The sequence below is a fragment of the Salinilacustrithrix flava genome (genome assembly GCF_041228405.1).
GTDB classification, from domain to species: Bacteria; Actinomycetota; Acidimicrobiia; order Acidimicrobiales; family Salinilacustritrichaceae; genus Salinilacustrithrix; species Salinilacustrithrix flava.
On the sequence record NZ_CP133888.1, the window covers coordinates 1130290 to 1143191 of the forward strand.

General features: G+C 70.6%; 13 protein-coding genes. 5 read left to right on the plus strand and 8 right to left on the minus strand.

Going from position 1 to position 12902, the window contains the following annotated elements:
- Window positions 1-10 precede the first annotated feature (10 nt).
- Window positions 11-847 carry an MOSC domain-containing protein gene (locus tag RGQ06_RS05620; protein WP_432427543.1) on the plus strand — a complete coding sequence of 279 codons (837 nt, stop codon included), beginning with the start codon at window positions 11-13 and terminating at the stop codon, window positions 845-847.
- 36 nt (window positions 848-883) lie between these two features.
- Here the strand turns inward: RGQ06_RS05620 and RGQ06_RS05625 are convergent, their stop codons facing one another.
- The 8 genes from RGQ06_RS05625 to RGQ06_RS05660 form a co-directional block, all read right to left on the minus strand.
- On the minus strand, window positions 884-1300 hold the full coding sequence (locus tag RGQ06_RS05625; protein WP_432427542.1) for a cytochrome C oxidase subunit IV family protein: 417 nt from the start codon (window positions 1298-1300) through the stop codon (window positions 884-886).
- Window positions 1301-1322: 22 nt separating this feature from the next.
- The gene (locus RGQ06_RS05630; protein WP_432427541.1) at window positions 1323-1988 is read right to left on the minus strand and encodes a cytochrome c oxidase subunit 3; all 666 of its coding nucleotides are present in this window, start codon (window positions 1986-1988) and stop codon (window positions 1323-1325) included.
- Window positions 1981-4026, minus strand: a complete 2046-nt coding sequence (gene ctaD, locus RGQ06_RS05635; RefSeq protein WP_432427540.1) for a cytochrome c oxidase subunit I — start codon at window positions 4024-4026, stop codon at window positions 1981-1983. Before ctaD ends, RGQ06_RS05630 begins: the two co-directional genes overlap by 8 nt.
- Window positions 4027-4037: 11 nt before the next feature.
- Complete coding sequence (coxB, locus tag RGQ06_RS05640; protein ID WP_432427539.1) at window positions 4038-5246, minus strand: cytochrome c oxidase subunit II; 1209 nt, start codon at window positions 5244-5246, stop codon at window positions 4038-4040.
- Window positions 5246-6043 (minus strand): hypothetical protein, encoded by a 798-nt coding sequence (locus tag RGQ06_RS05645; protein ID WP_432427538.1) that lies wholly within the window; start codon window positions 6041-6043, stop codon window positions 5246-5248. The genes coxB and RGQ06_RS05645 overlap by 1 nt, the downstream gene beginning before the upstream one ends.
- 10 nt (window positions 6044-6053) lie before the next feature.
- Entirely contained in the window at window positions 6054-6692 is a 639-nt protein-coding gene (locus tag RGQ06_RS05650) for a cytochrome c oxidase subunit 3 (protein ID WP_432427537.1), read from the minus strand.
- Window positions 6692-8305: a cbb3-type cytochrome c oxidase subunit I gene (locus tag RGQ06_RS05655; RefSeq protein WP_432427536.1), complete on the minus strand. Its 1614-nt coding sequence runs from the start codon at window positions 8303-8305 to the stop codon at window positions 6692-6694. The genes RGQ06_RS05650 and RGQ06_RS05655 overlap by 1 nt, the downstream gene beginning before the upstream one ends.
- Window positions 8306-8477: 172 nt before the next feature.
- The gene (locus RGQ06_RS05660; RefSeq protein WP_432427535.1) at window positions 8478-9374 is read right to left on the minus strand and encodes a heme o synthase; all 897 of its coding nucleotides are present in this window, start codon (window positions 9372-9374) and stop codon (window positions 8478-8480) included.
- A 98-nt stretch (window positions 9375-9472) separates the two neighbouring features.
- Between RGQ06_RS05660 and RGQ06_RS05665 the strand changes: the two genes are divergently transcribed.
- From RGQ06_RS05665 to RGQ06_RS05680, 4 genes are all read left to right on the plus strand, one after another.
- Window positions 9473-10408, plus strand: a complete 936-nt coding sequence (locus RGQ06_RS05665; RefSeq protein WP_432427534.1) for a COX15/CtaA family protein — start codon at window positions 9473-9475, stop codon at window positions 10406-10408.
- 2 nt (window positions 10409-10410) lie between these two features.
- Complete coding sequence (gene clpS, locus RGQ06_RS05670; protein WP_432427533.1) at window positions 10411-10722, plus strand: ATP-dependent Clp protease adapter ClpS; 312 nt, start codon at window positions 10411-10413, stop codon at window positions 10720-10722.
- Window positions 10723-10724: 2 nt separating this feature from the next.
- On the plus strand, window positions 10725-11201 hold the full coding sequence (locus RGQ06_RS05675; RefSeq protein WP_432427532.1) for a DUF2017 family protein: 477 nt from the start codon (window positions 10725-10727) through the stop codon (window positions 11199-11201).
- A 68-nt stretch (window positions 11202-11269) separates the two neighbouring features.
- A complete protein-coding gene (locus tag RGQ06_RS05680; protein WP_432427531.1) occupies window positions 11270-12892 on the plus strand; it encodes a Gfo/Idh/MocA family oxidoreductase in 1623 nt (540 codons plus the stop codon).
- Window positions 12893-12902: the final 10 nt, after the last annotated feature.

Here is a 12902-nt window from a genome sequence, read left to right on the forward strand (position 1 = left end):
CTCGCCGGCCATGACCGTCGTCGGCACCGTCGCCTCCATCCACCGCTTCCCGATGAAGTCCATGCAGGGCGAGCAGCTGGCCGAGGTCGAGATCGGCCCGGATGGCATGGTCGGTGACCGGGAGTGGGCCCTGCGCGACATCGAGACCGGCAAGCTGGTCAGCGCCAAGCGCCCTCGCCCCTGGCGGGCGGCCCTGGACTGCACCGCCACCGGTCTCGACGACGACGTCGAGATCACCACGCCCTCTGGCGACGTCTTCCACGTCCACGACGGGGGCCTGCCGTTCGCACTCGAGGCGCTGTTCGGGCGCAGCGTGGCCCTCGAGCGGTCCGAGCGGCGCCAGCAGGGGACCTACGACTCCGAGTGGCCCGAGCTCGACGGCATCACGCTCTCGGGGGAGATCGAGCTGCCCACGAACCTCTCCGACGAGGGGCGGGGCTTCGTCGACCTCGGCGTGCTGCACCTGCTGACCACGTCGTCGATGGCCACGTTGGCCGCGGCGGGGGACGACCTCGTCGTCGACGTCCGCCGGTTCCGGCCGAGCATCGTGCTCGACACGCCCGGCTTCACCGGGTTCCCGGAGAACGACGACTGGGCCGACCGCACGCTGCGGATCGGGGGTGGCGACGATGCCGTCGAGGTGGCCATCGGCATCCCCACGCCACGCTGCATCATGACGACGGTGGCCCAGCAGGAGGACCTGCCCCGCCAGCCCGCCGTGCTCCAGGCCATCGCCCGCATCAACCGGCGCACCGACGAGCTCGGCTCCTTCGCCTGCCTCGGCGCCTACGCGACCGTCGCCCGCCCCGGCGTGGTGCGGGCGGGCGACGAGGTCACGCTGGTCTGAGCTCGGGGGCCGTGGCCGCCCGGCGGTCGGATCGGCCTAGGAACCGTCCTCGACGAGGACGGCATCCTCGGAGCCGGTGTCGGCCTCGTAGCGGTCGCTCCAGTACTCGAAGGAGGTGAGGACCGCCAGGTACACGCCCACCGCCAGGACCAGACCGGCGACGAAGACGTTGCGGAACAGCCGGTTGTCGAACTTCAGGTGCATGAAGTACGCGCCGATGACGATGAACTTCAGCACCATCATGAAGATCAGGCTGCCGATGAGCAGCGGCGCCAGCTCGTGGTCGTAGGGCGGGTCGGCGATGAAGTACGTGCCGACCTCGAGCAGGGTGATGAGGCCGAGGGCGAGCCCGACCTTCCAGTACTGGGCGTCGCTCGGGTGGTGCTCGTGGCGCGCCTCGTCCGTGGCGGCCTCGTAGCCGGCGTCGGCCGTGCCCTCGTGGGTGACGGTCATCGGTGCGTGCTCCTCCGTGGCTTCACGGGATGAGGTAGACGATCGTGAAGATCAGGACCCACACGATGTCGACGAAGTGCCAGTACAGGCCGACGATCTCGACGGTCTCGGCCCGGTCCTGCTTGAGCCGGCCGGTGAGCGAGAGCACGAACAGCGACATCAGCATGATGATGCCGACGCTGACGTGGACGCCGTGGAAGCCGGTGAGGCTGTAGAACGCCGACGAGAACAGGTTCGTCGTGTAGCCCATGCCCTCCCGGTAGAAGGACGTGAACTCGTAGACCTGGCCGGCGATGAAGGTGCCGCCGAGCAGCGAGGTGACCAGGAGCCACAGGCGCAGCTTCTGGTCGTCGCCTCGGGCGATCGAGGAGACGGCGAACACCATCGACATCGACGACATCAGCAGCACGAAGCTCGACACCGACGTGAACGGGATGTCGAACACGTCCTCGGGGCCGATGCCGGTGCCGCGGTGGCGCATCAGCAGGTAGGTGGAGATCAGCGCGCCGAACAGCAGGCAGTCGGAGCCGAGGAACAGCCACATGCCGAGCTTGTTGTTGCTCAGCCCGGTGGCGTTGTTGGTGCCGAGGCCCCAGCTCTCGAGGTCGACGCCGTCGAGGTGGTCGGGGGCCGGGCCGGTCGCCTCGGTGGGCGTGTCGGCCGCCTGGGCGGGGGCGGTGTCAGTCAACGAGGGTCGCCTCCTTGTCGGCATCCCCGTCGGTGGGGGACGCGGCGGCATCGGAGCCGTCGGTCGGGCTGTGGTCGACGTGGTCGTCGTGGTGGCCGTGGCCGCCGTCGGGGTCGTCGGCCGGCTCCATCGCCAGCCCGTACAGGGCGAGCAGGGCCAGGGCGCCGCCGGCGAAGGCGATGCCGAGGTTGAAGATCAGGCCCCAACCGATGAGCGGGAACGAGGCGCACAGCAGGATCGGCCAGTACGACGGGGCCGGCAGGTGCACGTCGGTGCGGTCGCCGGTCTGGGCGACGTCCTCCGCGGCGGCGATGCGCACGATGCGGTGGTCGTCGGTCTCGCCGTACTTGCGGTACCAGAACTCGTCGCGGTGGGTGACGACGGGGACGTGGTCGAAGTTGTGGCTGGGCGCCGGCGACGCGGTCATCCACTCGATCGAGCGCGCATCCCACGGATCCGGGCCCGGGGAGACCCACTCGGGCTTCTTGGCGTCCCGCTTGGACACCCAGATGTTCCAGAAGAAGATCAGGAACGACAGGGCGATCAGGAAGGCGCCGATGGTGGACACCAGGTTCCAGACGTTGAAGCCGTAGCCGTCGAAGTAGCTGTGCGTGCGCCGGGGCATGCCCTGCAGGCCGAGCACGTGCATGGGGCCGAACGTGAGGTTGAAGCCGAGCAGCATCACCCAGAAGTGGGCCTTGCCCAGGCCCTCCCGCAGCATGTGGCCGAAGGCCTTGGGCCACCAGTAGTAGAAGCCGCCGACGAAGCCGAACAGCGCTCCGCCGAAGAGCACGTAGTGGAAGTGGGCGACGATGTAGTACGTGTCGGTCTGCTGGGTGTCGGCCGGGGCGACGGCGTGGGACACGCCGGACAGGCCGCCGATGGTGAACATCGTGACCAGGCCGATCGAGAACAGCATCGGTGTGGTGAAGCTGAGCTTGCCGCCCCACATCGTGGCCATCCAGTTGAGGATCTTCACGCCCGTCGGGACCGCGATGAACATCGTCGAGACGGCGAAGGCGGCCACCGAGATCGGCCCGATGCCGGAGGCGAACATGTGGTGGGCCCACACGCCCCAGCCCATGAAGCCGATGGCAGCGCCGGAGAAGACGATGAACTCGTAGCCGAAGATCGGCTTGCGGGAGAACACCGGGATGGTCTCGGACACGATGCCGAAGGCCGGCAGGATCATGATGTAGACCTCCGGATGCCCGAAGATCCAGAACAGGTGCTCCCACAGCAGCGGGTCGGCACCGGCGCTCACGTCGAAGAAGTTGGCGTCGAAGAGCCGGTCGAAGGTGAGCAGGAACAGCGCCACCGAGATGACCGGCATGGCGAACAGCAGCAGGAACTGCGTCACCAGCGACATCCAGGTGAACACCGGCATCTTCATGAGGGTCATGCCGGGCGCTCGCATGTTGAGCACGGTGGCGATCAGGTTGATCGCACCGACCAGTGAGGCGATGCCGGTGATCTGCAGGCCGATGGCGTAGAAGTCCATGCCGTGGCTCGGGCTGAAGATGACCGAGGTGTTCGGGGCGTAGGCGAACCAGCCACCATCGGCGGCGCCGCCGCCGATGAACCACGAGCTGTTGAAGAACACGCCGCCGAAGAGGAAGCACCAGAACGAGAAGGCGTTCAGGCGGGGGAACGCGACGTCGCGGGCCCCGATCTGCAGCGGGATGAGGAAGTTGGCGAAGGCCGCACCGATGGGCATGACGACGAGGAAGATCATCGTCACGCCGTGCATCGTGAACAGCTGGTTGTAGAGGTCGGCCGAGATCAGGGCCTGGTCCGGTGCCGCCAGCTGGGTCCGGATGATCAGCGCCTCGATGCCGCCCACCAGGAAGAAGAACAGCGCGGCGGCGCCGTACATGATGCCGATGCGCTTGTGGTCGACGGTGAAGAGCCAGGAGCGCCACCCGGTGTCGCCCTGGGGGCGCTTGAAGACGCCGAGGGCGTCCTCGGGCGTGGCGTGCCTGGGCCCGGCCTCGAGCTCGAGGGTCTCGGACGTGGACGGTCGTTCGACGATGGCCATGGTGTGGTTCCTCAGTCGAGACTGGTCAGGTAGGCGACCAGGGAGTCGATGTCGGCCTCGCTGAGGCCGAGGTTCGGCATGCCGCGGTTTTCGTCTGCGGCCATGGGCTTCTCTGCGGGCGGGTTGCGCAGCCACGCTTCGAGCTGGTTGCGGTTCAGCTCGCCGCCGATCTCGGCCCACTCGATCACGTCGTTGCCGTTCGTGTCCTGCCACAGGTTGAAGATCGACCCGGCGTACGTGCCACGGCTGGCGAAGTGGGTCAGGTTCGGTGCGGCTCCGGGCACGACGGTGGCGCCGTCGTAGGTGTCGTCGTTGACGCCCTCGACCAGGTGGCAGCTGGCGCAGCGGCCCTCGAACACCTCGAGGCCGGCCTGCTCCTCGGCGGTCTCGGGCTCGTTGGCGGGGGCGAGCTGCTCCTCGACCCAGGCCTCGTACTCGTCCTCGGGCAGGGCGTGGACGACCATGCGCATGTAGGCGTGCGACAGGCCGCAGTACTCGGTGCACTGACCGACGTAGGTGCCGGGCTCGTCGGCTTCGAGCGACAGGTAGTGGGTGCGGCCGGGGACGGCGTCCTTCTTGCCGTTGAGTGCCGGGATCCAGAAGCTGTGGATCACGTCGCGGGATTCGATCTCGAGGTACACCGGCTTGCCGGCGGGGATCACCATCTCGTTGGCGACCTCGATGTCGGTCTCGTACTCCTCGGGGTTCTCGATGCCCGGGGCGACGACGTCGCCGTCGGCGTACACGCCGTCGCCGTCGAGGTCGTAGTCGTAGGACCACCACCACTGCTGGCCGACCACGCGGATGCGGGTGGCCTCCTCGCCGGGGTCCTCGGCGAGGTCGAGGATCGTGCTCACCGTGAACACGGCGAGGAAGGCGAGGATGACGGCCGGCAGGGCGGTCCAGCCGATCTCGAGCTTGGTGTTGCCGTGGAGCTGCTCGGGCAGCTCGTCGCCGGTGTCGTCCTTGCGCTTGCGGAACTTCCAGGCGACGAAGAGCACGCCGACCTCGACGAGGACGAAGACCACCGCGGCGATGATGAAGGTGAGGTCGGAGAGACCGTCGATCTTGGAGGCGGCCGGGCCCTCGGGCTCGAGGGTGGTCTGGGGCGTGTCGCCGTCGAGGCTCATGGCGCAGCCGGAGAGGACGAGACCGGCGAGGGCGAGGAGCCCGAAGCTCCGGACCCGAGCGCTGCCGACGACGGAACGGAAGCGGTGCATCAGTTGCTCTCCTCGGAGCTGGCGCCCTCGACGGTGCTCTCGGCGTGGTCCTCACCGTGGTGCTCGAAGTCGCGCTCGCCGGCGACGGCGCCGAAGATGCCGAGGCCGATGGTGACCACCGCGGCGGCGGCGAGCACGCCGGCGACGAGGTCGGTGCGGATGCGGGGCCGGAGCGAGAGGATCGTGCCGATGATGAAGATGGTGGCCGCGATCGCCAGCGCGATCCAGACAGCCCCCAGCTTGCTGACGGCCAGGAACACCCGTGAGTAGCCGATCACGACGATCGCGATGGCCAGCGCGCCGGCCAGCGGGACCTCGATGGGGAACATGATCCGGTTGCGGATCTCGCGGTTCACGGCGGGGTCGCCGGTGGCCCGCTCGGCCCAGGCCTGCATGGTCCACTCGATGGCGACCGCACCCAGGGCGATGAGCCCGGCGACGAAGAAGACGTTGTTGAGCACGACGCCCACGACCGTGAGCACCACGCCGAAGGCGGCGACGACCGGCCAGAAGGACGAGCCCGTGGGGGTGGCGTCCGGGACGGTCTCGGTGCCGAGGAGGGCGGCGGTGGGCTCGGGGTCGGCGTCGCGGAAGGCGGTGGCGCAGAACCCGGCGAACAGGGCGGACACCGCTCCGGCGAGCAGGATGCCGTAGCCGAGGTGCTCGCCGACGCCGCCCTTGTAGCCGACGCTGATCGGGCCGACGCCCCCGCCGCCGCTGGCGTAGCCGTACACGACGGCGGCCAGGGCCAGGAGGGCGGCGACGCCGTAGAAGAACTTGGAACCGGTGGTGATCATCGGTGCTCGCCTACTTCACGATCAAGATGCCGTACCAGAGGACCACGAAGATCCCGACGGTCACGTACCAGTACAGAGCGGCAGCGGACAGGCCCTCGACGTCGCGGCCGGTGAACTGGCCGCCGAGGCTGCGGAGCAGCATGAGGGTGAAGAAGATCAGGGCGGCGGCGACCATGGCGACGTGGAGACCCAGGATCGTGAAGAGCAGCACGGCCTGCGTCGTCGGCTCGCCGTTGAGCGGGAGCTCCCACTGCGTGAACAGGAAGCCGAGCTGCACGACGTGGGCGATGCCGAGCAGCACGGTGAGGCCGAGGGCGAAGTACGCGTGGCCACGATCCTGCTGCTTGCCGGCGTGCACGGCCCACTGCGCCGTGATCAGCGACATCACCAGCGTCACCATCGTCATGTTGCCCGGGGACAGCGGGATGGTGGAGCCGTCGGGCAGCCACTGCTCGCCCTGGCCGACCACGTCGGCCCGGAGGGCGAAGTAGGCCGAGAGCAGACCGCCGAACAGGGCGATCGAGGCCGCCGAGGCCAGGGCGGTGCCGATGAGGAGCACCCGGGGCCGGCGAGGCGGTGCCGGCGGCACGTCCTCCAGGCGGAGCGGGAGCCGTTCGGGGGTGGGGGTGGTCGCGGTGGCCGTGGCCATCACTTCGCCTCCGTGGTCGAGGGGCCGGCGCCGTGGCGGGCGTCGTACACCGGGGCCTCCGAGGTGATCGCGGGCGTCGCGCCAGCGGGCGCCCACTCGAGGGTGTTGCCCTCCCACGGATCGTCTCCGTCGAGGTCCCGCCCGGCCGCGGCCTTGAGGACCAGGCCGACGAAGGCGACGGCGACGAGCGCCAGGAGCAGGCCGCCGGCGATGCTGACGATGTTGAGCGCCTCCACCGCGTCGACGTCGTCGCCGCTCACGCCCTGCAGGCGCCAGGCCTGCTCGAGGAAGCCGGTGATGACGTCGGGCAGGCAGAGCAGGATCGTGCCGAGCAGGCCGAGGGCGGCCAGCCCCTTCGACGCGACCTCCTGCACCGGGGTGCCGAACAGGCGGGGCGCCCAGTGGGCGAGGCCGGCGAAGAGCCCGAGCAGCGAGGCGACGAGCACGTAGTGGATCTGTGCCGTCTGGGCCGTGGTCTGGATCAGGTCGAGCGGCTCGATCGCCACCAGGATCCCGTTGAGGATGCCGGTGAGGAGCATCAGCAGGGAGGCGATGCCCCAGAGCAGCGGGCTGGTGACCCGGAGCGAGCCCCGGCGCACCGTGTCGCCGAGCAGGCCGGCGAAGGCGAGGGCGGGGAACAGGATCAGGATCGAGAAGGCGTAGAAGGGCACGTCGCCGACGTGGAGCAGCGGTGCCGCACCGTCGGCGCCGAAGCCCGGCATGGCCCAGGCGCCGAAGGCGAGGGCGCCGAAGGCACCGATGGCGCCCTGGGCGATGCGGTGCTTGGAGAGGCGGGTGCGGGCCGACACGGGGACGATGTCGCCGATGATGCCGAGGACCGGGATGGCGAACAGGTAGGCGCTGGGCTGGGACCAGGCCCAGGCGATGCGGTCGAGGACGCCGTCGCTGCCGCCGAGGAAGGTCGGGCCGTAGCGGTGGTCGACGTAGACCAGCAGCATCAGGCCGGCGAGGACCGGGAGCTGGAGGACGACCAGGACGGCGGTGACGAGGCTCGACCAGGCGAACAGCGGCGTGCGGTGGAGGCCCATGCCGGTGGTGCGCAGGGCGACCGCCGTGGTGGCGACGCAGATGGTGCCGAGGACCAGGGCGAGCAGCACGGCGATGAAGGAGGCGACGAACAGCTCCACGAAGCGGCTGTCGGCGCCGAAGGGGCCGCCGTCGGCCACGAAGGAGGCGATGAGCACCGCCCCGCCGAGGAGGTAGGTCCAGAAGGCCGCGGCGGCGGCTCGGGGGAAGGCGACCGTGGCCGCTCCGACCTGGGCCGGCACCACGTGGATGCCGAGGCCGATGAAGAGCGGCAGCAGGAACAGGAAGGTGCCGGCGATGCCGTGGAGGCTGAGGGTCTCACCGAAGACGTCGGCGCCGAGCACGTCGCCCAGGCCGTCGGTGTCGACCTTCTCGACGCCCACCAGGGCGCCGGCCACGCCGGCGACGAGCAGGTAGGCGAAGGAGGTGAAGATCCACAGCCGCCCGATGGTGCGGTGCTCGCCCGTGCCCAGCACCGCGGCGAGGCCGGTGGCGGGGCGAGGCGGCTCCAGGGCCGGAGCGGGGGTGGTGGCCGCAGGCGGCGCTTGGGTTTCAGTCACGGTCATCGCTGCGGGTTTCTCCTCCGGCCGGGCGACGTCGCGGCGTCGCAACCGGGAACGGTCCGGGTCGGCTGCCGAATCCGAGCGGACAGTACCCAACGTCCACTTGGCGGCACGAACCAGGTCTCCGGGCGGGTTTCACGATGATCACGGACCCTCGACGTGCGGACGGGCACGGTCAGAATCCGCTGCGCACCAGCTGGTCCAGCGCCATGGCACCGAACAGGAGGCTCACGTACGTGATCGACCACCCGAAGAGGCGCATGGCCCGGGCGTAGGAGGCGTCCCGGAGCAGCCGGTACGCCTGGTAGGTGAAGATGGCGCCGAGCACGGTGGCGGCGACGACGTACAGGGCGCCCATGCCGGCAACCGGGGCGAACAGCAACGTCAGGGCCCAGGTGACCACCGTGTAGGCGATCATCTGGCGCACCGTGGAGCGGATGTCGGCGACCACCGGCATCATCGGCACGTCGGCCGCCGCGTAGTCGTCCTTGTACTTGATGGCCAGCGCCCAGAAGTGGGGCGGGGTCCAGAAGAAGATGACCCCGAACAGGATCACCGGCGCCCAGTCGAGGGAGTTGGTGACGCTGGACCAGCCGATGAGCACCGGCACGGCCCCGGCGGCACCGCCGATGACGATGTTCTGCGTGGAGGTCCGCTTCAACCAGAGCGTGTAGACGAACACGTAGAAGAGGCAGGCGGCGACGGCCAGCACGGCCGACAGCAGGTTGACCGTGGACCACAGGAGGGCGAACGCGGCGACCTCGAGGACGATGGCGAAGACCAGGGCGTTGCGAGGTTCGATGACGCCGGTGACCAGCGGGCGGTTGCGGGTGCGGGCCATCAGGGCGTCGATGTCGCGGTCGACGTACATGTTGATGGCGTGGGCACCGCCGGCGGCGAGGGTGCCGCCGACCACGGTGGTGACGATGAGCCACAGCGACGGGATGCCCCGGGCGGCCACGATCTGGACGGGCACCGTGGTCACCAGCAGCAGCTCGATGATCTGCGGCTTCGTCAGCGAGACGTAGGCGCCGACCTTGGACCGGAGCGAGGGGGTGGCGGCCACGAGCATGACCACGTGAGCCTACGTCCGGCGGGACGGGGGGGACCAAGGCGCCCCTGGCACGCGGCGCCTGGCACCGGCGGCACCGGAGCGGCCACGCTGGAGGGGTGCGTCGCCCGACGATCTCCCCCACGGCGTACCGCCGGATCACCCTGCTCGCGCTGGCGCTGCTGGGCATCATCGTGGTCACCGGCGCCGGTGTGCGCCTCACCGGGTCGGGCCTGGGCTGCTCCACCTGGCCGAGCTGCGAACCCGGCACCCTCGTCCCCCACGACGAGTCCGGCGTCCACGGCGTCATCGAGTCCACGAACCGCTACTTCACCGGGTTCGTCTCCGTCGGCGTGATCCTCGCCGTGGCCGGCTCGTTCTTCCGGGTGCCCCGCCGGCGAGACCTCACGCTGTGGTCCTGGACGCTGGTCGCCGGCGTCCTCGGCCAGATCGTGCTCGGCGGGCTCACCGTGCTGTTCCACCTGTCCCCGCCGTTCGTGATGGGCCACTTCCTGCTCTCGGCCGTGCTGGTCGGCTGCGCCGTCGTGCTGCACCACCGAGCCGGCGAGCCCGACTCGGGCGAGCGCCGTCCCGTCGCCACCCCCGAGGTCCGGCTCCTGGCCAAGGTGCTGCTGGTCGCGGCGTCCCTCGTCCTGGTCACCGGCACGGTGGTCACCGGCTCGGGACCCCACGGCGGCGACCCGGACGTCGAGCGCCTCCCCTTCTTCCTGCCCGACGTCGCGCGCGTCCACGCCGTGGCGGTCTGGATCCTGCTCGCCGCCACCCTGTGGACGCTGCGCCTCGTGCACCGGGGCGGGGCGTCCCCGTCGGTGGAGCGGGCGCTGAAGGCGCTGGTCGTGCTCGAGGTCGCACAGGGCGCCGTCGGCTACCTCCAGTACGAGCTCGGCGTGCCGGTCGGCCTCGTCGCCGTCCACATCTTCGGCTCCATGCTCGTGCTCGGCGCCACCATCGTCGTCCTGCTGCGGACGAGCGTGGTCGAGCCGAGCTCCACGCCGACCGCTCGCGCCCCCGACCCCGTCGTGACAGGGGTCTGAGCATGGTCGGCTCCCCCTGCGCCGGCGGCACGGCACCGGCCGAGATCCAGCCCGACGTCGACGAGAGCAGCGAGGTCGACACCGACACGCCCTGGGTCGCCATCGTCTGGAACGATCCGATCAACCTGATGTCCTACGTGTCCTACGTGTTCCGCAAGCTGTTCGGCTACTCCCAGGCCAAGGCGGACGAGCTCATGCTCGACGTCCACGAGAAGGGACGGGCCGTCGTCACCAACGGCCCCCGGGAGAAGGTGGAGCTCGACGTGTTCCGGCTCCACGAGCACGGCCTGTGGGCGACCATGGAGCAGCAGTAGCGGTGGGGCTGTTCTCCGCCCGACGGGTCAAGCGCATCGCGCCCGGTCGCTACCGCATCGCCCTGCCCGAGCCCGAGCGGGAGCTGCTCACGACCCTCGTGCCCCAGCTGCGCGAGCTGCTCACCACCGACGACCCGTCGCTGAACCGCCTCTTCCCCACCGCCTACGCCGACGACCCCGAGCGCGACGCCGGCTACCACGCCATGGTGCGCGACGAGCTGCTCGAGAAGCGGTTCCACTCCCTCGACGTGCTCGAGCGCACCGTCGAGGGCGGCGAGGTCGACGAGGAGACGCTGGCCTCGTGGATGCGGGCGCTCAACGACCTGCGCCTGGTGCTCGGCACCCGCCTCGACGTCTCCGAGGACGACGACCCGATGGACATCGACCCCGACGATCCGCTCGCCCCGGCCTGGTCGATCTACCACTACCTGGCTGCCCTCCAGAGCATGATCATCGACGCCCTCAGCCAGGAGCTCTGACCCGCCGCCTCGGGAGTCGACCAGCCCGACGGCACGCCGGATCGATGTCGCCCTACGCTCCGACGCCCATGCGCGCCTGCCTGCTCACCCCGCCCCACCCGGCGTTCGACGTCCTGGTGCCCGGCGCGGCCCCGGTCGCCGTCGACGACAGCCCCGATGTCGTGCTCGTGGCGGGTGACCCCGCCGCCGCCCCGGTGGAGGTGCTGGCCGACGTCACCGCCGCCGTCGAGCGCGGCGCCGTGCTGGTCTGCCTCGGGGTGCCGGAGGGCGAGGGCTGGGCGGCGATCACCGGCGTCCACCCCGGCGAGTTCGTCCCCGGCGGGGAGGTCTTCGCCACCGTCGCCGCCCGCACGCCGGCGACCGCTCGCATCACCGGGGAGTTCCCCGTGGCCGGCACGTTCCGCTGGCTGGAGCCGGCGACCGACGTCGCCACGCTGCTCACCTCGAGCATCCGCTTCGCGCACCGGCCGGCGCTGGTCCAGCGCCGCCTCGGTGCCGGTCGGGTCGTCACCTGCGGCTTCGGCGCCGACGCCGTGGTGCACGGATCGTCCGGCAACGACGAGCTCGTCCGCGTGCTGCGCCGCCTCGTCGACGGGGCCGGGGCAGCCGACCGGACCGACCTCGGCGTCGGCGTGGTCGGCTACGGCCCCTACGGCGGCATGGGCTCGCTGCACGGCACCGCCGCCGCGGACACCGACGGGCTCGCCCTGGTCTCCGTCGTGGACCCCGCCGACGAGCGCCGCAAGGCCGCCGAGGACGAGTTCCCCGGGGTCACCACCCACGAGGCCCTCGACTCGATGCTCGCCGACGACGCGGTGGACATCGTCGTGATCGCCACCCCGCCGAACAGCCACGCCGACCTCGCCCTCGCCTGCCTGCGCGCCGGCAAGCACGTGGCGGTGGAGAAGCCGCTGTGCATCACGACCGACGAGGCCGACCTGCTGCTGCGGACGGCGGCCGAGGGCGACCGCATGCTCACGGTGCACCAGAACCGGCGCTGGGACGCCGACTTCCGCGCCCTGCGCCGCGCCGTCGACACCGGGTTGCTCGGCGAGGTCTTCAACGTGGAGACCTTCGTCGGCGGCTTCGAGCACCCGTGCCGGGCCTGGCACTCCGAGCTCAGCGTCTCCGGCGGTGCCATCTACGACTGGGGCAGCCACCACCTCGACTGGATCCTGCTGCTGCTCGGTGGCGAGCCGGCCACCGTCACCACGACCCGCCACAAGCGGGTGTGGCACGACATCACAAACGACGACCAGGTACGGGTCCGGCTGGCCTGGGCCGACGGCCGCGAGGCCGAGTTCCTCCAGTCCGACATCGCCGGCGTCCGGCGCCCGAAGCTGTACGTGCAGGGCACCGAGGGCACGATCGCCGGCCACTACCGGCCCGTGGTCACCGAGACCGTCGAGCACGTCCACGGCTACCGGCGCCACGAGTCCCACCACGCCGAGGCACCCGTCGAGCTGACGTTGGCCCGCTACGAGCAGGGCTACGGGCTCACCCAGACGACGCTGCCGCCGCTGCCGGCCGAACCGTGGCCGTTCCACCGAAACCTGGCCGACCACCTCCACCTCGGCGAGGCCCTCGAGGTCGACCCGGCCGACGTCCGTCAGGTCATCGGCGTGCTCGAGGCCGCCCAGCGGTCCGGCGACGAGGGCGGGCGCACGATCGACCTCGAGCCCGCCGGGTGAGTCGGGTGAG

What these genes read in the sequence shown, in the direction of transcription:
- RGQ06_RS05620 (WP_432427543.1), top strand. Translation starts at nt 11, where the DNA reads ATGACCGTCGTCGGCACCGTCGCCTCCATCCACCGCTTCCCGATGAAG.
- RGQ06_RS05625 (WP_432427542.1), bottom strand. Translation starts at nt 1,300, where the DNA reads ATGACCGTCACCCACGAGGGCACGGCCGACGCCGGCTACGAGGCCGCC.
- ctaD (WP_432427540.1), bottom strand. Translation starts at nt 4,026, where the DNA reads ATGGCCATCGTCGAACGACCGTCCACGTCCGAGACCCTCGAGCTCGAG.
- coxB (WP_432427539.1), bottom strand. Translation starts at nt 5,246, where the DNA reads ATGCACCGCTTCCGTTCCGTCGTCGGCAGCGCTCGGGTCCGGAGCTTC.
- RGQ06_RS05645 (WP_432427538.1), bottom strand. Translation starts at nt 6,043, where the DNA reads ATGATCACCACCGGTTCCAAGTTCTTCTACGGCGTCGCCGCCCTCCTG.
- RGQ06_RS05650 (WP_432427537.1), bottom strand. Translation starts at nt 6,692, where the DNA reads ATGGCCACGGCCACCGCGACCACCCCCACCCCCGAACGGCTCCCGCTC.
- RGQ06_RS05655 (WP_432427536.1), bottom strand. Translation starts at nt 8,305, where the DNA reads ATGACCGTGACTGAAACCCAAGCGCCGCCTGCGGCCACCACCCCCGCT.
- RGQ06_RS05660 (WP_432427535.1), bottom strand. Translation starts at nt 9,374, where the DNA reads ATGCTCGTGGCCGCCACCCCCTCGCTCCGGTCCAAGGTCGGCGCCTAC.
- clpS (WP_432427533.1), top strand. Translation starts at nt 10,411, where the DNA reads ATGGTCGGCTCCCCCTGCGCCGGCGGCACGGCACCGGCCGAGATCCAG.
- RGQ06_RS05680 (WP_432427531.1), top strand. Translation starts at nt 11,270, where the DNA reads ATGCGCGCCTGCCTGCTCACCCCGCCCCACCCGGCGTTCGACGTCCTG.